This is a genomic window from Nocardia camponoti (assembly GCF_014646135.1).
GTDB classification, from domain to species: Bacteria; Actinomycetota; Actinomycetes; order Mycobacteriales; family Mycobacteriaceae; genus Nocardia; species Nocardia camponoti.
This window is the reverse complement of record NZ_BMMW01000002.1, coordinates 1,188,990-1,212,062: the sequence shown is the minus strand read 5'-3', so window position 1 is coordinate 1,212,062 and position 23,073 is coordinate 1,188,990. Positions and strand designations below refer to the sequence as shown.

General features: G+C 65.4%; 19 protein-coding genes. 7 read left to right on the top strand and 12 right to left on the bottom strand.

What is annotated here, in order from left to right; all coding sequences use genetic code 11:
- Positions 1-260: 260 nt before the first annotated feature.
- The 4 genes from rplI to rpsF all read right to left on the bottom strand — a co-directional run bounded on the left by rplI (position 261) and on the right by rpsF (position 1,964).
- On the bottom strand, positions 261-713 hold the full coding sequence (gene rplI, locus IEX78_RS13540) for a 50S ribosomal protein L9 (protein WP_188829234.1): 453 nt from the start codon (positions 711-713) through the stop codon (positions 261-263).
- A 17-nt stretch (positions 714-730) separates the two neighbouring features.
- Complete coding sequence (gene rpsR / locus IEX78_RS13535) at positions 731-982, bottom strand: 30S ribosomal protein S18 (RefSeq protein WP_019050001.1); 252 nt, start codon at positions 980-982, stop codon at positions 731-733.
- Between the two features lie 32 nt (positions 983-1,014).
- Complete coding sequence (locus IEX78_RS13530; RefSeq protein WP_188829233.1) at positions 1,015-1,584, bottom strand: single-stranded DNA-binding protein; 570 nt, start codon at positions 1,582-1,584, stop codon at positions 1,015-1,017.
- A gap of 92 nt (positions 1,585-1,676) precedes the next feature.
- Positions 1,677-1,964 carry a 30S ribosomal protein S6 gene (gene rpsF / locus IEX78_RS13525; protein WP_188829232.1) on the bottom strand — a complete coding sequence of 96 codons (288 nt, stop codon included), beginning with the start codon at positions 1,962-1,964 and terminating at the stop codon, positions 1,677-1,679.
- 170 nt (positions 1,965-2,134) lie between these two features.
- Here rpsF and IEX78_RS13520 point away from each other — a divergent pair, with 170 nt between their 5' ends.
- Complete coding sequence (locus tag IEX78_RS13520) at positions 2,135-3,529, top strand: glycosyltransferase family 87 protein (RefSeq protein WP_188829231.1); 1,395 nt, start codon at positions 2,135-2,137, stop codon at positions 3,527-3,529.
- Here the strand turns inward: IEX78_RS13520 and IEX78_RS13515 are convergent.
- Together IEX78_RS13515 and IEX78_RS13510 are read right to left on the bottom strand one after the other, a co-directional pair.
- Positions 3,522-4,619 carry a DUF475 domain-containing protein gene (locus tag IEX78_RS13515; protein ID WP_188829230.1) on the bottom strand — a complete coding sequence of 366 codons (1,098 nt, stop codon included), beginning with the start codon at positions 4,617-4,619 and terminating at the stop codon, positions 3,522-3,524. The two genes, IEX78_RS13520 and IEX78_RS13515, sit on opposite strands and share 8 nt — an antisense overlap.
- A 71-nt stretch (positions 4,620-4,690) precedes the next feature.
- The gene (locus tag IEX78_RS13510) at positions 4,691-5,266 is read right to left on the bottom strand and encodes a TerD family protein (RefSeq protein ID WP_188829229.1); all 576 of its coding nucleotides are present in this window, start codon (positions 5,264-5,266) and stop codon (positions 4,691-4,693) included.
- 311 nt (positions 5,267-5,577) lie between these two features.
- On the opposite strand from IEX78_RS13510, the gene IEX78_RS13505 reads away from it, so the two are divergent.
- From IEX78_RS13505 to IEX78_RS13490, 4 genes are read left to right on the top strand one after another with little or no spacing between them, the layout of a single operon-like run.
- A complete protein-coding gene (locus tag IEX78_RS13505; RefSeq protein WP_188829228.1) occupies positions 5,578-6,693 on the top strand; it encodes a hypothetical protein in 1,116 nt (371 codons plus the stop codon).
- 16 nt (positions 6,694-6,709) lie between these two features.
- Complete coding sequence (locus tag IEX78_RS13500) at positions 6,710-7,921, top strand: HpcH/HpaI aldolase/citrate lyase family protein (RefSeq protein ID WP_188829227.1); 1,212 nt, start codon at positions 6,710-6,712, stop codon at positions 7,919-7,921.
- The gene (locus IEX78_RS13495; protein WP_229683937.1) at positions 7,918-10,827 is read left to right on the top strand and encodes a phosphoribosyltransferase; all 2,910 of its coding nucleotides are present in this window, start codon (positions 7,918-7,920) and stop codon (positions 10,825-10,827) included. The genes IEX78_RS13500 and IEX78_RS13495 overlap by 4 nt, the downstream gene beginning before the upstream one ends.
- Complete coding sequence (locus IEX78_RS13490) at positions 10,824-11,633, top strand: HAD family hydrolase (protein ID WP_188829226.1); 810 nt, start codon at positions 10,824-10,826, stop codon at positions 11,631-11,633. The genes IEX78_RS13495 and IEX78_RS13490 overlap by 4 nt, the downstream gene beginning before the upstream one ends.
- A 14-nt stretch (positions 11,634-11,647) precedes the next feature.
- On the opposite strand, the gene IEX78_RS13485 is transcribed toward IEX78_RS13490, so the two are convergent.
- Genes IEX78_RS13485 through IEX78_RS13475 form a run of 3 tightly spaced genes read right to left on the bottom strand, consistent with a single transcriptional unit; the run spans position 11,648 to position 13,738 of the window.
- Positions 11,648-12,412, bottom strand: coding sequence for an AIM24 family protein (locus IEX78_RS13485; protein WP_188829225.1), 765 nt, complete (start codon positions 12,410-12,412; stop codon positions 11,648-11,650).
- 4 nt (positions 12,413-12,416) lie between these two features.
- Positions 12,417-13,118, bottom strand: a complete 702-nt coding sequence (locus IEX78_RS13480) for an AIM24 family protein (RefSeq protein WP_188829224.1) — start codon at positions 13,116-13,118, stop codon at positions 12,417-12,419.
- Complete coding sequence (locus tag IEX78_RS13475) at positions 13,115-13,738, bottom strand: AIM24 family protein (protein ID WP_188829223.1); 624 nt, start codon at positions 13,736-13,738, stop codon at positions 13,115-13,117. The genes IEX78_RS13480 and IEX78_RS13475 overlap by 4 nt, the downstream gene beginning before the upstream one ends.
- A 98-nt stretch (positions 13,739-13,836) precedes the next feature.
- Here IEX78_RS13475 and IEX78_RS13470 point away from each other — a divergent pair, with 98 nt between their 5' ends.
- Together IEX78_RS13470 and IEX78_RS24275 are read left to right on the top strand one after the other, a co-directional pair.
- Positions 13,837-15,306, top strand: a complete 1,470-nt coding sequence (locus IEX78_RS13470) for a TerD family protein (RefSeq protein WP_188829222.1) — start codon at positions 13,837-13,839, stop codon at positions 15,304-15,306.
- A 9-nt stretch (positions 15,307-15,315) separates the two neighbouring features.
- Positions 15,316-17,076: a TerD family protein gene (locus tag IEX78_RS24275; protein WP_229683936.1), complete on the top strand. Its 1,761-nt coding sequence runs from the start codon at positions 15,316-15,318 to the stop codon at positions 17,074-17,076.
- Here IEX78_RS24275 and IEX78_RS13455 read toward each other — a convergent pair.
- The 3 genes from IEX78_RS13455 to IEX78_RS13445 form a co-directional block, all read right to left on the bottom strand.
- Positions 17,056-18,735 carry a glycosyltransferase family 87 protein gene (locus IEX78_RS13455; RefSeq protein ID WP_188829221.1) on the bottom strand — a complete coding sequence of 560 codons (1,680 nt, stop codon included), beginning with the start codon at positions 18,733-18,735 and terminating at the stop codon, positions 17,056-17,058. The two genes, IEX78_RS24275 and IEX78_RS13455, sit on opposite strands and share 21 nt — an antisense overlap.
- 21 nt (positions 18,736-18,756) lie before the next feature.
- Entirely contained in the window at positions 18,757-21,270 is a 2,514-nt protein-coding gene (locus IEX78_RS13450; protein ID WP_188829578.1) for a transglycosylase domain-containing protein, read from the bottom strand.
- Between the two features lie 1,329 nt (positions 21,271-22,599).
- Positions 22,600-23,019, bottom strand: a complete 420-nt coding sequence (locus IEX78_RS13445) for a DUF5318 domain-containing protein (protein WP_188829220.1) — start codon at positions 23,017-23,019, stop codon at positions 22,600-22,602.
- Positions 23,020-23,073: the final 54 nt, after the last annotated feature.

The window sequence follows — 23,073 nt, the reverse complement described above, 5'->3', positions numbered from 1 at the left end:
GTTCGGCGTGTCGCCAAAGGTGAACACCGGAACCCGGCAAGTTAAACGACGGTGGGCCTAGCTATGACTGGCATCACAAAGCGCGCGGTCGGTTTCGAGGGTTATCCACAGACTGAATAACGGGAGGTCAGCGAATTGCTGACCGTCGGCCATGAAGCGTGAAGCAGGCCGACCATAGGGTTGGCTATCGACCAGCTACCTAGAGAAAAGGGCAACGGAAACCACCCCCACGTGGTGGGGGTGGTTTCCGTCAGACGAACTTAGTTCGCCGCAACCTCGAGGTTGAACTTGGCAACCACGTCGGGGTGCAGGTGCACCGCGATGGTGTGCTTGCCGGTGGCCTTGATGTGGGCCTTGGGCAGCTCGATGCTGCGCTTGTCGACGACCGGGCCGCCAGCGGCCTTGATCGCCGAGGCAACATCGCCAGCGGTAACCGAACCGAACAGCTTGCCGGTGTCGGCGGTCTTCACGGCAAGCGAAACCGCGGCGAGGCCCTCGATGGCCTGCTTGAGCTCGTTGGCGTGATCCAGGTCGCGAACCTTGCGGGCGTCCTGGGCGCGACGGATGCCTTCAACCTGCTTCTGCGCACCACGGGTGGCCGGGATGGCCAGGCCGCGGGGCAGCAGGAAGTTGCGGCCGTAACCGTCCTTGACCTCGACGAGATCGCCGGGGGCGCCGAGGTTGTCAACATCAGCGGTGAGGATGAGCTTCATCGGTGTGACTCCCTTTCTCAGCGAGCGGTCGACACGTAAGGCAGCAGGGCAACCTCACGCGAGTTCTTGACGGCGACAGCGATGTCACGCTGGTGCTGCACGCAGTTGCCGGTGACGCGGCGAGCGCGGATCTTGCCGCGATCGCTGACGTACTTACGCAGCAGCGTGGTGTCCTTGTAATCGATATTGACGATTCCGGACTTGCTTTCCTTGCAGAAAGTGCAAGCCTTCTTCTTCAGTACCTTTTCGCGCGCGGGCGCTTTAGGCATGGTCTTGTTCTCCGTACTATGAGTGCCGTTTCTTAGAACGGCGGTTCGTCATCCATGCGGCCGCCGCCCCCGAAGGAGCCAGCCGCGGGCGCGCTACCCCACGGGTCGTCGTCTTGACCGCCGCCAGCATTGCTGCTGCCGCCGGACCGACCGCCACCGTTGTTGTAGCCGCCTGCGCTCGCACCACCCGCATTGTTGGAACCACCGCCGCCGAAGCCACCGCCTCCGCCGCCGCGTCCTGCCTTGGCAACCTTGGCCGTGGCGTAACGCAGCGAGGGACCGACCTCGTCGACCTCAAGTTCGACGACTGTGCGCTTCTCACCCTCGCGGGTTTCGTAGGAGCGCTGCTTGAGTCGTCCGCTCACGATGACGCGAGCACCTCGAGTCAGGCTTTCAGCGACGTTCTCCGCTGCTTCACGCCAGATGTTGCAGCGCAGGAACAGGGCCTCGCCGTCTTTCCATTCGTTCGTGTTGCGATCGAATACGCGAGGCGTTGATGCGACGGTGAAGTTCGCAACCGCTGCGCCCGCGGGCGTGAAACGAAGCTCGGGATCTGCGGTCAAGTTACCGATAACGGTAATGACCGTGTCGCCTGCTGCCATTGGGGTTCCTCCTGCTGGGGGTGCAGTTCACATCCGTGGTGAATTGTTGCGCCCGAGCTTAGAGCCGGGGTACGACAAGTCAGCAGATAGAACTACTTGTCGTTGCGCAGAACCTTGGTGCGCAGCACCGTCTCGTTGAGGCCCAGCTGGCGATCGAGCTCGCTGACCGTGGCGGGGGTCGCGGTCAGGTTGACCACGGCGTAGATGCCCTCAGCCTGCTTCGCGATTTCGTAAGCAAGACGACGACGGCCCCAGATGTCGACCTTGTCGACGTTGCCGCCCTCGGTCTTGACGACCGTGAGCAGGTTATCCAGGGACTGCCCGACGATGCGCTCGTCCAGGCTCGGGTCGAGGATGACCATTACTTCATATTGACGCACGGACCAATCACCTCCTGTGGACTGGTAAACGGCCATGGACTTTCCATGGCAGGAGGGTTCGTTGCGTCAGCAACCCGACAAGGCTACCTGAGGCCCAAGTCGGCAACGAAATCGATACCCCGCGCATGGGCGAACCAAGACAGGCGCCCGGCCCGCATATCGTGATCGACATGACCGCCGCCGCCGATCTGGCCTCTCGCGCGCGCTCGTCGCGTGGCAGTGGCGCGACGCGTGCGACCGCATTTACCGCCCTTGTCCTGCTGCTTTGCGCGATCACGCTGGCGTTCGCCTATGCGAATAAGGCGCGCTGCGCGGGCGGGCTGATCGACAGTGACGGCCGTAGCGTGGTCTTCGACGAACGCAAAGATGTCGACGTTTGCTATTCGGATATCCAATTCCTTTGGCTCGGGCGCGATATCGACAATCACGTTTTCCCTTATGTCGATGGCGGCATCACCGACGACGGCGCGCTCACCGGCGGTGCTGTCGAATATCCGGTGTTGAGCGGAATCTTGATGTGGGCGGGCGCGATTGGCGTGGATAACGACGCCGATTTCCTCTGGCACTCGGCGCTAATCCTGACCCCATTCGCCCTGCTCACGGCCTGGATGTTGGCGCGATTGGCAGGCACGGCCGCGCTGTTGTGGGCGGCGGGACCACCGCTTGTCCTCTACGCGTTTCATAACTGGGAATTGCCGGTGGTGTGCGCGGCGGTCGCCGCGATTTACGTGGTTGCCGCGCCAAGCAAACTCGATGTGCGAACGCGCGGAGTGATCGCCGCGGTGCTGCTCGCGATCGGGTTCTGCCTAAAGATTTATCCGGGGATTTTCGTTCTTCCGCTCGCGCTGTATGTGCTTACGCGCGGAAAGCCGAGAGACACAACAACATTCGATGTCACCGGGGCCGCGCAAACGGTTTTGGCCGCGATGGCGACCGTCGTCGCGATCAACGCGCCCTTCGCGCTCGCTGGCCTCGACGGCTGGCGCGCGTCGATCACCTTCCAACAATTACGCCAGGCCGACATCACGACGAACTCGATTTGGTACTGGGGTCACCAGCTGATTTTCGGCCGCGACGCCGAGACGACGCAGGTCTGGCACGACTGGGTCGCCAAAGCTTCGCCGGTGCTGATTCTCGCATCATTCGCGCTGGCACTGTGGCTTGGTTGGCGACGCTGGACACCGGAAAATCCCTACCCCTGGGTCGGCGTGAGTGCCGCGATGCTGTGCGGATTCATGCTTTTCCACAAGGTGCATTCCCCGCAGTACACGCTGTGGATTATCCCGTTCCTCGTGCTGCTTGAGGTCCCGTGGAAAGCCGTCGCCGCGTATCTGGTTGCCGATGCCGCGATCGGCATCGGTGTCTTCCGCTACTTCTATGCGCTGGGCGAAGGCGAAGGCGTCGAATTGACCGAGGGCGTCGTGCAATTCGGTGTTTGGCTTCGCACGATGCTGTTGATTTGGTTGTTCTTCGCGTTTATTCGAACAACTGAACGCGCCAAAAAAGAAGGCGGCGACTCCATCGTGGAGCCGCCGCCAGCAAGACAACCGGTGCCGGTTAGCTAACCGAAACCGGGGCCTTGTCGGAGTCAGCGTCGTCGCGACGGTTCGCGAGGATGCTCGTGATGAACGCCGCGCCGATAAACGCGACGCCGATTAGGCCGGTGACCAGCTCGGGCACGTGGAACTTGATCGAGACGATGAGGATGAACGCGAGGGCACCGATGGCCCAGAACGCGCCGTGCTCAAGGTAACGGTATTCCGAAAGCGTGCCCTGGCGAACCAGGTACACCGTGATCGAGCGGACGAACATCGCGCCGATCAGGCCGAGGCCAAGGGCGATGATGATCGGGTCGGACGTGATCGCGAACGCGCCGATGACACCGTCGAACGAGAACGACGCGTCAAGCACTTCCAGGTAGAGGAACAGGAAGAACGCCGCTTTGCCAGTGGCCTTGACAGCTTCGGACGGTCCCGAGCTGCCTTCTTCGAACTCTTCGGTGTGGAACATCGAGCCGAGCCCGTCGACGGCGATGTAGACGATGATGCCGAGCAGACCCGAGATGAGCACGGTCGAACGGTCGTCGTCGGCCGCGAGGAATTCGCCAGCGAGCACGAGGCCGAGACCAGCGATAACGACGGAAAGCATGTCGAGCTTGCCCGCCTTGGCGAGCGGCTTTTCCAGCCAGCTGAGCCAGGTGTCCTCGCGCTCTTCAAAGACGAAGTTGAGGAACAGCATCGCGAGGAACATGCCGCCGAACGCCGCGATCGAGGGGTGCGCGTCGGTGAGCAGCGTTTCATAGGACGGGCTGCCGTCGGGGAAGTAGGCCGCGTCGTCGGCAGGCGGGTTAAGCGCCAGGTCGAACGCCTTGACCGGGTCGAGGCCCGCGGTGACCCACACGATGGCGAGCGGGAAGACAAGACGCATACCGAAGACGGCGATCACGACGCCGATGGTCAAGAAGATGCGCTGCCAGAACTCGCTCATCCGGTTGAGGATGGTCGCGTTGATGACGGCGTTGTCGAACGACAGCGATACCTCAAGAATGCCGAGGATCGCGCACAGTGCGAGCGCGGTCAGGCCACCGTAAAGGAATGCGACAACCAACGAGACGATGGTGACGACGATGGACAGGCCGAAAATGCGCGTAACCACGCGAGGACCTTTCTGTTCTTACGCGAACAGGGGGCTCGGTGTTCGAGCCCCCTGTTAACGACGATGAACGACTAGACGTTGACGCCGTAGTCGCGAGCGATGCCCGACAGGCCGGAGGCGTAGCCCTGGCCGACCGCGCGGAACTTCCACTCGGCACCGTTACGGTACAGCTCACCGAAGACCATCGCGGTTTCGGTCGACGCGTCCTCGGACAGGTCGTAGCGGGCGAGCTCGTTGCCGTTGGCCTGGTCGACAACGCGGATGAACGCGTTGCGCACCTGACCGAAGGACTGGCCACGCGAGTCGGCGTCGTAGATCGAGACCGCGAAGAGGATGGACTCGATGTTGGCCGGGGTGTTGGCGAGGTTCACGTTGATGACCTCGTCGTCGCCTTCACCTTCGCCGGTGAGGTTGTCACCGAGGTGCTCAATGGCGCCTTCGGGCGACTTGAGGTTGTTGAAGAAGATGAAGTGCTTGTCGGAGACGACCTTCTTGTCCGCGCCGGTGGCGATCGCGCTCGCGTCCAGGTCGAAGTCAGTGCCGGTGGTCGTGCGGACGTCCCAGCCCAGACCCACCGCGACTGCGGTCAGGTTCGGGGCCTCTTTGGTCAGCGAGACGTTGCCGCCCTTGGACAGGCTGACACCCATGCTGGGGTTCCCTTCGATTGGTCCGTTATTCCCGTTGCCCGACTTGTCCGAATCGGTTCTGAACCGATGTCCGAATCGCCGGGTATGGCTACGACAGTAATAGGTTTCACCGAAGTTGCGTAGGAACCGACTGCGGCGCAGGTAAACCGGGTGAATCTCCTACGATCGGTGCAGTGCCCGTGCGGCACTCGCCCAAGTTGGGGAAAGGGGACATTCCGGTGACACCTCGCAGACGTGGATGGTTCAGGTCCGGGCCCGACAATGGGTGGATTCCGGGAGCGCGGTCGGCGACGAGCGCGGCGTTCCTTGACATGGATCGCAGACAATCGGCGGCGGAGGTGGGCGTGGCGGCAAGCGAAGCGGTGTACCCGCAGCGCGGGATGGCTGTCGCGTGGGAGCCGGTCCGAACCCGCTGTTATGCGGCGGCGGGGGCGTACGTGAGTTTCACCGAAGAACTCGACGTCGCCGAGGCCGCTGGCACCGCCATGCCCGACGGGCAGGCGCGCGCGGACGCGGTCGTTCGCGAGCTCACCGACGCCGCGCGCACGGTCGACGAGTTCTATCGCGTCAATGGGGATGGACTTGCCGAAGCCGCGCGCGTGCGTGGCGCGATCGGCCAAGTCGTCGCGCAAGCACGCGCCGAAGGCGAGGCCGCGCTTGCTACGGCGCGGGGCTCTTCGCATGGCAATTACCCGTCTGTCGTCGCTGGCGTCGCGGAATTGACTGAGGCGCTTGTCACGTTGCCGGCCAACCCCGAGAGTGCGGTGGGGGCCGCCCGCTCGGGTGCGGCGCGGGTACGGCAAGCCGTTGAGGAACTGTCGAATGCGTTGGCGCAAGCGCCTTTTCGCGCGACAGCGGCAACCAACGCGATCGCGTCAGTTACTACGCGAATCGCCGCAGTCCGCACTCGCGCTGAAGCGCTCGCCCCCGCCTACTCGGCGCTGCTTCGTGAATTCAACGCTGCGAGTTCTTCAGATTTGACCAACAATGAGCGAAACAGCGAACGCGCCATCGACGCCGCCGACGCCGCGCTGGAGCAAGCGCGTGTCGCCGCTGGACGCAATGAGCCGGAGACCGCCCTTGACTTGACTGCTACCGCGCGAGCGCACCTAACCGACGCGGAACGCCTAATCGACGCCGTTACCCGTAGGCTCGATTTGTTGCGCGAGGTGCGCGCCGATCCGGCGGCCCAGGCTCGGGCCGTACGATTTCGATTACGAGATGCGCAAATGCTCGCCGTCGATCGTGGGTTGGTCGGCGAATGGGGCTCGGTGCTCGACGCGCAGGTCGAGCGACTCGACCGCATTGGGTCGGGACTTACGGGACGTCATCCGGACTATTGGGCGTATGTGACCGAACTGGAAACGGTCGCGGAGTTCATCGCGGGGGTCGTCGACCGTATGCGCAAACACACAGACAGCACGTAGAAGATTAGGTGGGACTATGACCGCGGGGTATGCCGTTGCGCCGCAGATTTGTCTGCGAAAGCAGATGCCGCTGCAGCATTTTCGGCAGTTGACCGGTGTGCAGACGCGGGAGTTGTTCCACGTCGCGCCTGAGCCGATTGAAGGTGCCGCCGATCGCGAACTGCTCGCGACCGCGCTTGGCGCGACGTTGTATGTGCCCGCGACCCGCGCCGACCTCGCTGAAACGATCCGCCGCCGCGCATTGAGCGGCGTGTGTTCGATGGTCATTGATCTTGAAGACGCCGTCGCCGACCACCTCGTCGACGCGGCGAAAACGCACGCCGTCGACACGCTGAATGAGCTCGCGACCGGCGTTTCCGCCAATCCGATGCTGTTCATTCGCGTGCGTGACCCGCGGTCGGTTGTTGAGCTATCCAAGCGACTAGGCCCGGGCTCTGCCGTGCTCACCGGTTTCGTTTTCCCCAAGTTCGACGCGACGACCGGGCCCGCGTACTTGGCCGCGCTCGACGAGGCCGTCGCCATCCTCGACCGGCCCATTTACGGGATGCCGGTGTTGGAATCGGCGAACCTCGTGCACCGGCAGTCACGCGACGACCAACTTGCCGCGATCGCCGATCTTCTTGCCGCACACCGTGATCGGGTGCTCGCGGTTCGTATCGGCGCCACCGACATGTGCTCGACGTTCGGCATTCGACGCGACCGCGACCTCACGATCTACGACGTTCGCGTCGTAGCCGATGTGATCGCCGATATCGTCAACTACCTGGGGCGGGCCGACGGCACCGGTTTCCTGATCACCGGTCCGGTATGGGAGTATTTTGCCGACCACGAACGCATGTTCCGGCCACTGCTGCGGTCTGCGCCGTTCGAGGAATCCGACGCCGTGAAGTTCCGGCAGTACCTGGTGAGCCGCGATCTCGACGGCTTGCTGCGCGAGATCACCCTCGACCGTGCCAACGGCATCCAGGGCAAAACGGTGATCCACCCGTCGCACGTTGCCGCGGTACACGCGCTTTCGGTGGTCACGCATGAGGAATATGCCGACGCGATGCACATCATGGGTGTCGAGGTTGGCGGCGTCGCGGCGTCGGAATATCGCAACAAAATGAATGAGATGCGTCCCCATCGCAGTTGGGCCCGCCAAACCCTGGTGCGGGCGCGGGCGTTTGGGGTCGCGAATAAGGGAGTTTCTTTCGTGGACCTGCTAACGGCACTGGTGCGGGCATGAGCGCGCCGGACAAACGCGCTTCCGATGAGTTCGATGTTGATTTTCATCGGGAGCTCACCGAGTGCCTGCTCGTCCCCGAAACGGTTGAAACCCCTTGGGCCACAACGTATCTCGGAATCGCGCTCACGCATGGGCAGTCGATGGTGCCGTGGCGCGTCCACGACACGCTGCCGCTTGAGCTCTCGCTCGACCAGCTCGTAGAGCCCGGTCTGCGCCGGAATCCGCGTCGCGCGCACCTGCTTGTTTCGACGGTCCTCGGCAAACACATTCCGACCGATCCGCGGCTTGTCTTGGGTGCTGGTGTGCGGCTGGCCGGCATGGTTGAAGGCGCGCTCGACAGCGACGATTGCGTCGTGCTCGGGTTCGCCGAAACCGCGACCAGCCTCGGTCACATCGTCGCCGCTGAGCTGCGCGCGCGTTGCTACCTGCACTCGACACGTCGCCCGCACCCCGAAGCCGTCACGGTGACCGGGTTTGAAGAGGGCCATTCGCACGCCACGTCGCACCTGTTGCAGCCGGTGCCCGCGCAGGCGTTCGTCAACGACCTGCCGCTCGTGCTCGTCGACGATGAGATCAGCACCGGCGACACCGCCATCGACGCCATCCGCGCCCTGCACGCGTTCGCGCCGCGTTCGCACTACGTGCTCGCTTCGCTTGTTGACCTGCGCACCGACGCGCATCGAGCCAACTTCGCCGCGCTTGAGTTGGAGTTGGACGCCCAGATTACGACGGTGTGCTTGGCGACCGGTTCGGTTTCTTTGCCCGACGGTTTGATCGATGCTGTGCAGGCGTTGCCCGATCCCGCGTTGAATCCCATTGGGGCCGTGCGTGGTTCGGTTTCGCGTATCGAATTGCCGTGGGCCGCTGAGGTTCCCGAAGGTGGTCGACACGGTGTGCTCGACACCGACGCCGACGGTTTCGCGCTGGCTCTGGCCGATGCGTTCCTTGCGCTGAGCGGTGCGCTCGACGCCGATTACCCGGCGCGTCCGGTGATCGTGATCGGGCACGAAGAGTTCATGTACTTGCCGCTGATGTTGGCATCGTCGCTGGTGAGTGCTGGTCGTGCCGCGTATTTCCAAACGACGACGCGCTCGCCCGCGTACGTGCTCGACGAGCCGGGCTACCCGTTGCGCCGTGGTTTCCGCTTCACGGCGCCGGAGCCGGGTGCGGCCGAACCGCGCTTCCTCTACAACGCGCAGCTTGCCGATGCTTCGCCGGTTTTGGTGCTTGTGGTCGACGCGCCCGCCGATTCGGCGGAGTTGACGGCTCCCGGCGGTTTGGTCGACGTGCTGACGGCATCGGGCGCGGACGTCCTGGTCGCGGTTGTCGGTGGCGTCGACCCGCGTGCTTTGGCTGAGCGGCGAGCGGCGGACGCGGCATGGGAGACGTTGGTCGCGCCTTCCGACGCGGCGATTGCGGCGGCAGTCGACGCGGTGGAGAGCGCACTTGCAGACCCGGCGTTGCAGGGGTTGCTGACGTCGGACGATCAGACGCTCGCGGGGGACCGCGCGGCGGGTGCGCAAGGTGGCCACCTCGTCGAGCCGCAGCACGAGGGTGTCGCGGTGTCAGGTCAGGCGGATACCGACGCGGTTGCCGCTGGGCAGGGGCGGCTGGCCGACGGTGTCGTTGCGGGTATGGCCGACGCGGTCACCGCTGCTGACGAGGTCGCGCCGTTTGCCGAGCGTGTTGAGGCTTCATCCGCAGGCGGTTCGCTCGTGCGAGCGCTAGGCGAACCCGATTCGGCCGCGATCGCGGCGGCGGTTGAGTCTGTCGAAGGCGCGGTCGCCGGGCTGGTTTTCCCGCCTGTCCTGCGCGGGCCGGAGTTCGGGTCCTATGCCGCGGACGAGGTCGCGTGGCTGCTTAAAGACCTTTCCGATGTCGACCTTGAGGCCGACGTCGCGGAGCGCGAAGCGCGGATTCAGGCTGGCGTCGCGCACTACGCGGAGTCGCTGCCGATCGAGTACCAGCCCGACGCTGCCTACGGCGAGTTGTTCACGAAGGTGCTTGCTGACAGCGCTGAACGACTCGCGCTTGCGGTCGCGACGGTTTCGGAACTTGTTGTCGCCGAACGTGGTTCGGACATTGTGCTCGTCTCTCTCGCGCGGGCGGGTACTCCCGTCGGCGTGCTGATGCGACGGTGGTTGGCGCGTCAGGGCAACGTGGTTCCGCATTACGCGGTGTCGATCGTGCGCGATCGCGGTATCGACTCAGTCGCGCTGGATTACCTTGCCGCGCACCATGATACGTCGACCATCGTGTTCGTCGACGGCTGGACCGGCAAGGGCGCGATCACGCACGAACTGCGCGAGGCGCTTGAAGCGTACGAGGAGCGTGGCGGGGCGCGGTTCAACCCCGAGCTTGTCGTGCTCGCCGACCCAGGCAACTGCGTGCGCACGTACGGCACGCGCGACGACTTCCTGATCGCCTCAGCATGCCTGAATTCGACTGTGTCCGGGCTTGTTTCGCGCACGGTGCTCAACGACCAGCTCATCGGTCCCGGCGAATTCCACGGCGCGAAGTTCTACCGCGAACTCGCTGATGGTGACGTGTCGAACGAGCTGCTCGACGCCGTCACCGCGGCGTTCGAGACGGTTGCTGACCAGGTTGCGGATTCGGTGGCTCGGATGGTGGCGGCTGACCGCACGCCTGACTGGTCGGGCTGGGCTTCGGTGGAGAAGGTGCGCGCCGAATATGGCGTTGCCACCGTCAATTTCGTGAAGCCGGGCGTTGGCGAGACGACGCGCGTGCTGTTGCGTCGCGTTCCGTGGCGCGTACTTGTTCGCGAGGCCGACGCCCCCGAGCACGCCCACATCCGCCTACTCGCCGAAGCGCGTGGTGTGCCGGTGGAAGTTGTGCCTGACCTGGCGTACTCGTGCATGGGCTTGATTAGGGAACTCGATCAGTGAGCGCGCTGATCGCGACCGACCTCGATCGCACAATGATCTACTCGCGCAACGGTTTTGCTGGCGATGAGTCGGCGAAACTGTGCGTTGAGTATTACGAGGGCGAGCCGCTTTCGTACATGACGTTGGTTGCCGATGCGCGGCTGCGCGAGTTGTCGACGAAGGCGGTTGTCGTCCCGACGACCACCCGCACGATCGAACAGTTCCGCCGCATCGCCCTCCCCGGCGCACCGTGGCGCTTCGCCGTCACGAGCAACGGCGGCAACATCCTTGTCGACGGTGAGCCGGATCTGGTGTGGCGCAAAGAAATTGCCACCCGAGTGCGCGCGCAGGGCGCGACGTTGGCGGAAGTTGGAGCCGAACTGCGCTCGCGCATCTCCGATGATTGGGTACTGAAATACCGCGAGGCAGACGACCTGTTCTGCTATTTGGTGGTCAACCTGGAAACACTGCCGCCTACCTTCTTGGCGGAGTGGGACGCGTGGTGTCGCGAAAACGGTTGGACCGCATCGCAACAGGGCCGCAAGATCTACGCGATGCCGGACGCGGTGAGCAAGGGAATCGCGTTAAGCGAGGTGCGAACGCGCCTACGCGACGCGGGCACTCTCCCCGCAGCCGCACCCTTCTTGGCAGCAGGCGACGGCGCATTGGACATCCCAATGCTGGAGCTGGCCGATAAGGCGATCCGCCCACGCCACGGAGAACTGGAACACCTGGCCTACGATTCCCCAACTTTGACGGTCACCGCCTCGACCGGCATCGCCGCAAGCGAAGAAATCCTGACCTGGTTCGCGGGGCAAGCGAACTAGCCCCGCGTCGAGAGTCAGTACCTCTGCTGCTGGCCCTGCAACTGCTGGCTGATTACCCCGTGCAGCCGGGTCAATCCGCCAACGGTCATTCCGCTCTGCAACTGGCCCTCAATTGTGCGGACCAGCGCGTTGTCGTTCATCACCTTCTCGCTCGACTGGATGAGCACGGTGCCTGCGCCGGTGAAGTCGAACTGGCGTTCCTCGCCGTGGTTCGCGCCCATTCGCGCGGCACCCGCTGCCAGAAAGCTGTTGATCCAGCCCTGGTCGTAGTGGTGGCTCGGTGACGGGCAGTCGGCCCAGCCGACCAGTGCCTCCGGGTCAACGCGCAACGGCGGTTCGGCGAAAATCACCGGGCCGTTCGACGAAGCGAGGAACTTTCCGGTCCCGATCAGCGTGAGGAAGCCGGGCACGATCGACTGCTTCAACGCCAACCCCGGCTCGAACGCGAGCAGGTTCGCGCCGCGAATCGTGAGGTTGCCATCTTCAAGGTCGAACGAATTGATGTCGTATCCACGGTCGCCAATGATCAGCTTCCCCTGGCCCTCGGCGACAACATAATCACCGGCGAAAAGTGGGGCCGAGAATTGGCTCGTGACCATATGCATCAGGTGCGCGTTCAACCCATGCGTGAGCAGCTGGAATTGAATCTGCCCGTAATAGGCGATCATCGCGCCCTTACGCATGAACCACGGGCCATTCATGTCGATGCAGAACGCGTAACTGTTGCCCGGAATATTGTCGCTCGCACCGAGATTCGCGGGGGAGAGGATTTCGCTCATCGACTCACAACTTCTCTTCGGATGCCTGCACGTACACCACACCTTGCCCGTGGCAATGCAATTGCATCGCCTCGCCAGCACCGCGACCAACCGCGTCGCGCCAGCTCATCGCCGACTTCAATTCGGTCTGCACATTGCCGTAAGCGGCGACGAACGCCTGCGGGTCAACAACAACCGGATTCGGTCCACCAACCGGCAGTTCCAAGAACCCACCATGCGCGAGCAAAACCGCCGAACCCTGACCCGACAGCTGCGTCGTGAACATTCCGGTCCCGGTCGCAACGCCAGCCGCCGCACCGCGCAACGCGCCCATCAGCCCGCCGCCCCCGCCCCCGCCGCCCGAACTGGCAACGGACACAACGGAAGCCTGCAACCCAGCGGTATTGGCAAGCAACCGCGACGCCTCGACGCGCAAAACCGCACCCGGCTGCATCTGCACAACCTGGACCTCAAGCCCGGCAAATCCGTAGTGCACCACGCCATTTCCCTGCGCGAGCATCGTCGCTTCGTGCTCGCCAGCCATCATGCGTCCGGCCATGCCAAGCAGTCCGCCCATGCCAGGCGCACCGCCAGCACCGGGAATCTGATGCGGCGCGAAAAACACGTTGCCGCTGTAATAAAGCATCGCGCCGGTGCGTCCGACGACGCCACCCGCCCGCGCGACGTCGACCTTGACGACCTTGCCGTTGACCTTCTCAAACATCATCGCTCCGCAGGCTGAATCAAAACGACACCGTGACCGTCCCAGCGCAGCGAAAACGCCTCGCCCGCGTCCTGGCCGATCATGCTGCGCCACGACACGTCGGTCACAAATGATTGGTTGAGGTTGCCGCGCGCGGCGACGAACGCGTCGGGGTCGACGATGAGCGGGTACTGCGGACTCACCTCAAGATGAATCAGCGGGCCGCCCGCCGACAGCAACGCGACCTGACCCTGTCCCGTCACCGTTGTGGTGAAAAGTCCTTGGCCAGAAGACATTCCGCCGACGCCAGCGAAGCGCACATCGGTTCGTAGGTTGCCAGCGAACGCGAGCAACTGCTGCGATTCAACCTGCAATGTCTCGTTATTGAGGTTAACGACGGTCACGTTTTGCCCGTTCACCGCGAAGAACACCCGGCCGTTGCCGGTGCACTCCATCAGCGAGAGCTTCTCACCGGTCGCGCGACGCTTGAGCCCGGCGAGCACGCCGTCTCCGCCGCCGAACCCGGCTGATTTGAACGCGACGTTGCCTTCGTAGGCGATCATCGAGCCCGCGATCGCGCGGATCGGGGTGCCCGAAAGGTGCGCCTCGATCACCTTCTTGGACTGTTCGAACAGCTGTGCCACGGCGAAACCATAACTGACCCGACTACTTGTCGCCCCTTTCTCGTACAGTGGCCTACGACAGCACCGACACGCTGTTTCCGCGTCAGGAGGGGTCGAACTTGTCCGCAACACTCGCTAAGGGTCAAAACGGTCCGGTGTCCGTAGGCGATGTGGTGATCTCGCTGCAGCTCACCGCACCCGCCGACCTTTCCGCGTTGCTTGTCACCGAAAACGGCAAGGTCCGTAGCGATGCCGATTTCGTGTTCTACAACCAACCGAGCGGTCCGGGTGTTGATTTGCGCCCCGGCCCCGCTGGTCAACCGGCTTCGCTCGCGGTGTCGTTCGCCGCGGTGCCCGCCGATATCGACCAGATTCGCGCGGTAATCACCCTTGACGACGCGTCGAGCAAGTTCGGCCTTTTCGCGCCGCCTGCCGCGCTCGTTTCCGATGCCGCGGGAAATGTGCTCTACGAGTACAAGATCGAAGGACTTGATGCCGAGTCGATCGTGATCGCGATCGAACTGTATCGCCGCCAAGGCAGTTGGAAAGTGCGCGCTGTTGGTCAGGGGTACGCGGGCGGTTTCGCCGCGCTTGTCACCGATCATGGTGTGCAGGTTGATGATTCGCCGTCGCCCGCTGCCACTCCGCAAGCAGCGCCGGTGCCGCCGCCTCCGCCCAGCCAGCCCGCGCCCGGCGCGCCCGGTTACCCGCCGCCCGTGGGGCAGGGCGGCCCCGGTTACCCGCCGCCGGTCCAGCAGGGTGGTCCTGGCTATCCACCGCCGCCCGGTCAGCAGGGTGCGCCGGGTTACCCGCCTCCGCCCGGAACCGGTGGTGGTTACCCAACACAGCAACAGCCCGGCGCTGGCTACCCGCCGCCCGGCACCGGCGGTTACCCAACGCAACAGCAGCCAGGTGCTTACTCGCCACCCGCTCCCGGCGGTGCCGCGCCGCAACAAGGCTTCAACCAGCCTCCGCAGCCCACCGGTGAAGTGAACCTGAGCAAGGATCGCCCGGTCAGCCTGCAAAAGGGCCAGCGCGTCACCTTGCGCAAGGAAGGCGGCACCGCGCTCACCTTCGTGAAGATGGGCCTTGGCTGGGACCCGCTGCGCCGCAGCGGCATGTTCGGCAGCCGCACTGTCGACATCGACCTCGACGCATCCGTGTGCCTGTTCGCCGACCAAAACCTCGTCGACGTCGCCTACTACGGCCAGCTGTCTTCGAAGGACGGTTCGGTCCGCCACCAGGGCGACAACCTCACCGGCGAAGGCGCGGGCGACGACGAGGTGATCCTCGTCGACCTCACTCGCATCCCCGCCCACATCACGTCGCTGCTGTTCATCGTCACCTCGTACAAGGGCCACACGTTCGAACAGGTGCAAAACGCGTTCGCGCGCCTGATCGACGGCACCAACAACGCCGAGCTTGCCCGCTACACCCTCGCTGGTGGCATGCCGTTTACCGCGATGGCGATGGCGAAGGTGTACCGCTCGGGCGGCGATTGGAAGATGCAGGCCATCGGCGAAGGCTTCAACGCGAAACACCCGGGTGAGGCAGTGCCGCAGCTGGGTCGGTTCCTCATCAACGACTAGATAGCGAACATGATCTCGTTGCAGGCAGGGCAAAACACCGGACTTTCGGCCGACTACTTGCGCTTCACCGTGCAGTCCGCCTCCGGTGTTTCGCTGGGCGCGTTGGTCGTCGACGCTGGACTGCGCGCGCGTGACGCCCAGGATTACGTGGGGTCGGCGGGAGCCACCGCGCCTGGCGTCACGGTTGGGCAGGGTTCGGTCGAACTCACGTTGTCGCGGTTGCGTCCTGGTGCTGAGGCGGTGCTGTTGTTCGTCGCGGCGCCGAACGTGCTCGGCGCGCTCACCGCAAATCTCGCCGAAAATGGCGCGCCCGCAGCACAATTCGCGATTACGCCTTCCGCAGGTGAGCGCGCGCTGATCTGCTTCGAGGTGTATCGCCGCAACGGGTCGTGGAAGTTGCGCGCGTTGGGTCAGGGGTATGCGGGTGGTGAAGCGGAACTGCTTCGCGCGCACGGAGTTTCGCTGCCGAACACGCGGGCCGCGGGAACCGGTGATGCGAATAGTGATCGGTCCCACCAGGATTGGCGTCAAGGCACGAATGCGACGCAGGCAGGGGCAGCGTTTCCGACAGGTACGGGCGCGGGCAACCTGAACGCTGGCCCGGGTGTCCCGCCGACGGGACCCGGCGCGTCACCCCTCGATGGCGGCGCGTCCTCCATCAACGGCGGCGCGCGGACATTCCCCAGCGGTGCGGATTCCCCCGGCGCAAGCGGCCCTTCGCATCCAGGCCCGTCCGCCGCCCACGGCGCATCACCTAGTCCCGGCGCACCCCTCGAAGTCGCGCACGGCCTCCAGCGCATGTGGATGATCTTCGAAGACGCCGCACGCTCGGCCGCCGCGCTGAGCTCCGCACGCGACTACGCCGCTGACCGACTCGACCGCGAGCTGTCCGAAGCCGTCTCTAACCCGGCAACCCGCAACACTCCGGCCGCTGAAACCGCGCGCGTCAACGCGCAACGTCGCCACGACGAACTCGTCGCCACGGCAACACAAGACCATCGCCGCGACAGCGACCACCTCGCCCGCGAGATCGCCGAAGCCGACTCCGCACTGCCCGCCGCGCTCGCCACCTGGCTCGCGCCCGCGTGGTCGTCGCGCGACAACGGCGCCGACGGCATCCGTCTCGGCGAGCTGTACGGCACCGACCGCAGCGAACTGCGCATCCCGTATTGCGTTCCTGTTCCGCTGAATCGCCCGCTGTGGGTCGACACCGAGTCGAGCGCGGCGGCTTCGCGCGTTGTCGGCTCCCTTGTCGCGAGACTCGTTGCGGCGCTGCCGCATCGGACGACGACCGTCGACGTGATCGACCTAACCGGCGGCTTGCGCCCACTCACGTCGATACTCGGACCACTGCTCGCCGGACGGCCCGTGATCACCGACCATATGGACATCTCGGCGAGACTCTCCGAGCTTGCGAGCGCGGCAGAACTCGCCGAAATGGCTTACAACAGCGGGCAATTCGTTCCCCCGCGTGAGCATCGCATTCTCGTCGTCGCCGATTTTCCGCACGGGTACCAAACCACCGATATCGTGCGCCTCGGTCAGCTCATGGTGCGTGGCGACCTCATCGGGCTGTCACTAGTCATAATCGGAAGTGGCACAACCGATTTCGGTGACGGCCCACTCACCGCACTGGCCCAGTCGTGCAGGCATCTGCCGACGATGCCCGGCACGCCGCTGTTCGATCCGTGGACGGGCAACCCGTGGGAACTCGACCTCGACATGCTCCCGATGGAACCCGAGCTGGCGTCACGCTACCTGCGGTTGTGACCGCGCGGCCCGTGGTCGCAGCCACTGCGGCAACCACGGCAGCAGCGGGTCTGGGTAGCGGTCGAGGATGCCGCCAGCGGGATCGTCGACGAATTCGCGGCGCACGATGTCGTCGCGCGGGTGCAGCACCTCCCACACCACCATCGCGCACAGGCCAACAACGGCGAGGTCACGCAGCGCGACGGTGCCGGTGAACCACTGCTCGGGCAGGCCCTTGTTGTCTTCGCCAAGGTAGTAGTACATGCGCGGCACCCAGACGAGCGCGTCAATGGTCATCCACGCCAACAGGATTCGCCGGTGGGGAAGCGCGAGCACGGCGAGCGGCACGAGCCACAGCGAGTACTGCGGGCTCCATACTTTGTTCGTGATCAGGAACGCCGCGACAACCAAAAAGCACAGCTGGGCGAGTCGGGGGCGGGTCGGAGCGCGCAGGCCGAGGTAGGCGATCGCGATGCACGCGGCCAAAAAGGCAAGCAGCGAAACGGTATTCAGGATCGTTGGCGCTTCACCGTGCTGCAACGGCCCGTCAAAACCGGTCCACCCCGTGAACGACGTGATCACGTTGTAGATCGAATCGGGGTCGGCGTGGCGAGCGGTGTTGAGCCGGAAGAACTCTCGCCAGCCTGCGGGGAACAGCACCGCGATCGGCAGGTTCACCGCGAACCAGGTGAGCGCGGCGGCGACGACGGTCACCGCGCCCGCGCCAAGTGGACGGCTTTCGAAAACCCGTAGGCGCTGCGGAGTTTCGCGCAACCACTCGCGCACGGCAGCGAGACTGTCGAGCTCGCTGATCCGCTTCCCCACCCGTTGCGCGACCGGCAACTTCCGCATCGGATCGGCGCGCAGACACAGCACGATGATCGGGCCAAGTAGCAGCAGCGGGTACAGCTTGGCCGCACCGCCGAGTCCGAGTAAAACGCCTGCCAGCAACGGTTTACGTCGCGCCCAGGCGAGCAGCCCGGTCGCCGCGAAAGCCGTCGCGAGCGCGTCGAAGTTCGTGAAAGCGTGCACAACAACCAGCGGCGACAGGGCGAGCAGCGCCGCGTCCCACACGCGGCGCCCGGCTAGTCGCGACGTTGCCCACACCGTCACCAGCCACGCGAACGCCAACCCGATCGCGACCACGTTGAAGTACGTCACGACCGAAAGTGCTGGTCGGAAGGGCAAATGGTGCGTGATTTGCATGGCCGCGTACTGATACAGGCCAGAAAGAACCGGGTATTCCATGTAGCGGGTTTCGGTGCCGCCGTCGGGCGTCGACTCCGTCCACGACTTTTTGTACGGGAACGCGCCCTCGTTCAGCCGCTCCGCGCCGTAGAGCGGCACGGTGTCGGAATAACACATCGCGACGTACTGGCGGTTGTTGTGCCAGTCGAGGGTGAGCCCGCCCGCGCCGTCGCTTGTCTGTTGGATGCACGCGGCTTTCGTGGCCCACCCGAACGCGAGAAACAGCAGGGTGAAAACGAAGAGGATCCGCAGCGGCGTCCAAAACCGCGCCCGACCGATCAACGCGTGATCACCGACCGGGCCGCCGATGACGTTCGACAACTGCGACGTCAGCGAGTCGGTGCGACTCGGACGGTCACGTAAATCTGCCGAACGCCGGTCGGCGGCCGGGGTGGCTGCCGCGACGAAGTGGTCGAATTGCTGATCGGTCACGACAGCCGAGGCTACCGGTGGTTAGCCGACGGGCGTCGGCACGGCGTCGGTTGGCGTCGCGGCGGCGGGTTCAATCTCCAACGCGGCGGGGCGTCGCGCGGTGGTGACCGGCTGAGTCGGCACGGCAGCGGTGGGTTCGACCTGCAGTGCGGCCGGGTTGCGGGGGACGGGCACTGCGCCGGCGTCGGTCTGGGCCGGGGCGGAGTTGGGTTCGAGGGTCAGACCCGTGCCGCCCACCCCGGCGGGCTTGATCGGCGTGACCGGGGCGGGGCTTGTCGTCCCACCGGCGTTCGCGCCCGTTCCGCCCGCTCCAGCAGGACCGCTGGGGCCGCCGAGGTCAGCGGTTCCGCCTGCCCCGTCGAATCCATTACCGGTACCACCGAGGTTGCTCGGCCCACCATTTCCATTGCCGCCGTTGCCATTTCCGTTCCCGCCAGCACCCGGCGTATTACCCGCCGTCGGCTGACCCGGCATCGGGCCCGGGTCCTTCGGTGCGGGCGGCGCGGCGGGCTGCGCACCCGGAATAGTGAAGCCGGGCAACACAATTCCCGGTGCGAGCGTCTGCGGTGGCACAACAACCGGGGCGGGCGCGGGCGCTTCGGTGGTCGACGGAGCCGTGTACGGCGCGGTCCACTCCGGCACGCCAGCCTGGCCCTTGATCGGGGCGGGCTTGGCGAACGTCTCGTTCGGCGTGCCAGCGAGCGCGCCGTCCATCGTCGCCTTCCAGATGTCGGAAGGCAGGCCCGAACCGTAGATCATGCCGCCGTTGTAAGTCTTGAGCGGCTCGCCCTGCTCGGTGCCGACCCATACGGCCGTCGACAGCGACGGGGTGTAGCCGACCATCCACGCGTCGCGGTTGGCGCCAGTGTCGCCGAGCTGGTTGGTGCCCGTCTTCGACGCCGACTCGCGACCGCCAGCGAGGTTGTGGTTGCGCGACCACGCCGCGATCGGCTTCATCGCCGCCGTGACGTTGTCGGCGACCGCCGCGCTCACCCGCTGCTCACCAGCGGTTTCGCCACGATCAAGCAGCACCTGACCGTCAGCGGTGACAACCTTCGAAATGAAGTGCGGCGCGTGGTAGGTACCCGACGCGGCAAGCGTCGCGTACGCCGACGCCATATCGAGCACGCGCGACTGGTACTGGCCAAGGATGATGCCGTTGTTCGGGCCAGCGCCGCCCGGCTCGGTCAGCGTGTCGCCGATGCCCGGCAGCGTCTTCGGAATGCCCAGCTTGTAGGCCATTTCGCGGATCTTCTGCGGGCCGTTCTGCATGTCGAGTTCCATGCGGTAGAAGCTGGTGTTCAGCGACCGCTTGAGCGCCTCGGCGATGGTGCACATGCCGCACTGTTCGCCTTCAACGTTGCTGATCTTCACGCCGTGAATGGTGAGCGGCGAGCTGTCATACATCTGCGAAAGCGGGATGCCCATTTCCAGGTTGGCCGCAAGACCAATCACCTTGAACGATGAACCCGTCGGCAAGCCGGCGTTGGCGAAGTCGAAGCCCTGACCGTCGTTGCCGCCGTAGTACGCCTTCACCGCGCCGGAGCGTGGATCGACGGAAACGACTGCGGTGCGCAGGTTTTCGGGCTCACCCTCAAGCTTGCCCTGCGCGGCCTTGACCGCCGCGGCCTGCGCCTTCTCGTCGATCGTCGTGGTGATCTGCAAACCAGCGGTATTGAGCTGCTGTTCGCTGATGCCAGCCGCCGACAGTTCCCGCAGCACCTGCTGCTTGATCAGGCCCTCGGGACCGCCGTCTTGGCTCTTATCAACCGTCGACGCCAGCGTGACGACCTGCGGGTACTGCATCGCGGCGCGCTCAGTCTCCGACAGGTTGCCACCGGCGACCATGCCGTCGAGCACGTAATTCCACCGCGACTTCGCGCCTTCCGGGTTCTTCTCCGGATCGAGCAGCGAAGGCAGCTGAATCGTCGCGGCGAGTACAGCGCCCTCGGCGACCGACAGTTCCTTCACCGGCTTGCCGAAGTACGCCTTCGCCGCGGCGTCGATGCCGTAAGCACCGCGACCGAAGTAAATGGTGTTGAGGTAGGCGGCGAGGATTTCTTCCTTGCTCCACTGCTGCGCCATCTTGATCGAGATGACCAGCTCGTGGGCCTTACGGCTGAGCGAGTGCTCGTCGCCGACGAGCGCGTTCTTCACGTACTGCTGGGTGATCGTCGAGCCACCGCCAGCACTTTCCTTGCCGAGGACGTTGTCACGCACAGCGCGCGCGAAGCCCGTCGCCGAGAAGCCGGGGTTGGTGTAAAAGTCGCGGTCTTCGGCGGCGATCACGGCGTTGCGGACATGCGGCGGGATCTGATCGATCCCAACCTCGGTCCGGTTTCCTTGTGGCGGAACAACTTTCGAAATCACGGTGCTGCCGTCGGCAGCGTAAATCGTTGCGACCTGGTTGGTTTCGAGGTCGCCCGGCTTCGGGACGGACACCGTTGAGTAGGCGACGAGGAACACCGCGCTCGGCACGATCACCGCGAGAGCGATGAACACGTAAAGCGTGCGACGCACGGCCTTCCACGGCATCTTTCGTCCGCCTCCACTACCTCCTGGGCCCCCGTTGCCGTCACCACGATTGCGCGGCCCGTTGGGCGGCGGGTTGCCGCCCGCGCCGCCGCGTCGGTCGTTCGGTCCGGTGCCCGCACGTCCGGCGGCTGCGCCGGAACGGGCGTTGACCGCGCCGCGTTCGCCGGTCGCCGCGCGGCCACCGATAACGCCGCGTTCGCCGGTCGCCGCACCTGCGCGCTGGCCGACTACGCCACGCTCGCCTGTGCCAGCGCCCGCACGACGCGGACCTGCGCCGGGAGCTTGGCTGAATCCCGCGCGTGCGTCTGGGTTGGCGTCGGAACCCGGACGCTGGGCGAATGCGCCCGCGCCCGCGCCTGCTGCCGCACCAGCGGCGTTGCGTGTGGTTCGGCCCGAATCGACACCAGCGCCCGCGCCGTAGGCGTTTCGACCCGCGCTGTCATTGGCCCGCGCGGATTCGCCGCCGGGCCGGGGAAGTTTCTGCGTCGCGTTCGCGGGTGCACCGGGCGCGCCGATCGGACCGCTACCGGGACCGCCGGGGCGACGAACGGGTGCGCCACCGCGTGGGTCACCTTGTGGGCCACGGGCATTCGGCCCTCGGCCATCGCCACTTCGCACGGTGGAATCACCCTGCGGGCCGCGTGGATTCGCGCCGTACGCGGGGTCGCCCTGGCGCGGATTGCCTTGCGGTGCACCAGCATTCGGGCCACGGCCGTCGCCGCTTCGCACGGTGGGAGCGCCCTGGGGGCCGCGCGCCGGGGCTGCACCACGGGCGGTCGGATCTTGCGGGCCACGCACGGGCGCTGCACCACGGGCCGGATCTTGCGGACCGCGCGCCGGAGCCGCACCACGGGCGGTCGGGTCCTGCGGACCACGCGGGTTGCCACCTCGCGCGACGGGTTCACCCTGCGGACCGCGCGCGGGAGCCGCACCGCGAGCTGCGGGGTCTTGGGGACCGCGCGGGTTCCCAGGCTGCGGGCCGCGTGCGGGTGCCGCGCCGCGTGCCGTGGGGTCTTGCGGACCACGCGGGTTGACGCCACGCGCGACAGGCTCGCCCTGCGGACCACGCGGACCACCGGGTTCACCCTGCGGACCACGCGGCGGCACTGGCCCGCGCGGGTTCGCTGGCCCACCCTGAGCAGGCATCGGTCGACGCGGCGCGCCCTGCTGTGGAGGAATACCGGGTTGTGAATTCCGGCCCGGGGGACGGCCGCCCTGCGGATCAACGCTCACTTACCAGATCTCCATAACTGTCTTGGTTGCATTCGACGCACGAACGCCGCGCCGGAGTGTTCCGGCGCGGATCTCGCGCACCTCGCAAACGGTGCTTCACTCTGCGGCGCTACGCCGACCCGCTCTCGTGCCCGTCCGACGACGAACTGGCGCGGGTGCCGAGCCGAGCACATACGACTGCACCAGGTGGTTCCAGCTGCACGACCGGCAGACCTCGACCACGTGCACCGAGAACTCCTCGTTCGATTCAGCCATTCGCACCAGTTCCGCGGGAGTGCGCGCCGAGCCAGCCGCTTGGCCGAGCCCTTCGCCGTACACCCACGAAACCAAGGTGAGTTGCTCTTTTCGGCAGATCGGGCAGGTAACTTCGCTGCCGCGACCATGGAATTTTGCCGCCCTGAGTAGGTAGGGGTTGGCGTCGCACACTTCGGCGACTCCGACCCTTCCCGCGTAGACGTCGGCCAGCAGCGACCGGCGCCGGAGCGCGTAGTCGACCACTTGCCGTTGAATTCGCACGAGGACCAGAGTAGCGGGCAACGCCGACAGGTGCCCGTGGCATGGTGCGATCAG